Annotated in this window: 2 protein-coding genes; both read left to right on the top strand. The window is 67.3% G+C overall.

The window, feature by feature from the left end; translation table 11 throughout:
• Positions 1–303: hypothetical protein (locus J7U37_RS24790; RefSeq protein ID WP_247637479.1), on the top strand; the 303-nt coding region annotated here is incomplete at its 5' end.
• A 5-nt stretch (positions 304–308) separates the two neighbouring features.
• A partial coding sequence (locus J7U37_RS24785) for a mechanosensitive ion channel domain-containing protein (protein WP_247637478.1) occupies positions 309–1,024 on the top strand: 716 nt, incomplete at its 3' end.

Raw genomic sequence — 1,024 nt, 5'->3', positions numbered from 1 at the left:
ATGTCGGATGGCGATGCCAGCGAGCAGACCCTCTGGGTGGCCGCCCTCGACGAGTACCTTCTCCCAGGTACGGACGACGGCACCGCCCTCCATGCCTTGCACGCGCTGCTGATACACGGGCCGTTGACCCGCGAGGAACTTCTGCTCGTCCTCCCAGGCGTGGCGGACCCGAACGTCGTGCCCGTCCTGCTCAGGGCGGGCTTCTTGGAGCGCAAGGGCGACCGGTTCGGCTGCCGGGCGGCGGCCTACCCGGCGATCCAGGACGGGCTCGAAGCGGCAGGATTTCCCGTGGGACGGGTTTGAACGACATGGCCACCGCACAGGACGTCCATGACGGCGGCGTACAGCTCGTCCACAGCCTCCAGGACATCCGATTCTGGGAGATCGGGCTCATCGTCGTCGGCACATGGGCGGCGATCTGGCTGGTGCGCAGCACCTTCCCCTACCTCGCCGAACGCGGCCCGAGCCGATTGAGGCTCTACCTCCTGGCGGCCGTGCCCATCGCCCGGCTGGTCCTGATGGTGCTCGCCATCGTCTGGATCGTGCCCATCGTCTTCAACATCACGCTGCAGAACTTCCTCGTCATCGCCGGTGCGGCCAGCGTCGCCATCGGCTTCGCCTTCAAGGATTACGTCAGCAGCCTGATCGCCGGGGTTGTGGCCCTGGTCGAGCGACCCTACCGGCCGGGAGATTGGGTCAAGGTCGGCTCCGACTACGGCGAGGTGCGCAACGTTGGGCTGCGCGCGATCCTGCTCCAGACACCCGACGACAACGCGGTCACGGTTCCGCACTCGACGATCTGGACCGACCGGATCACCAACGCGAACGACGGCGCCGGGACCCTGCAGTGCGTCGCCGACTTCTACCTGCTGCCCCGGCATGACGGAGCCCTCGTGCGCGCCTTGCTGACGGACGTGGCGTTGACCAGCCCGTACCTGAACTACGGCAAATCGGTCCGCGTGGTGCTGCACGAGGAGCCCTGGGGCACGCACTACAAGCTGCGCGCCTACCCGTTCGACATGCG

This window comes from Methylobacterium sp. 37f (assembly GCF_023093475.1).
GTDB lineage: Bacteria > Pseudomonadota > Alphaproteobacteria > Rhizobiales > Beijerinckiaceae > Methylobacterium.
This window is presented reverse-complemented; position numbering and strand designations above follow the sequence as displayed.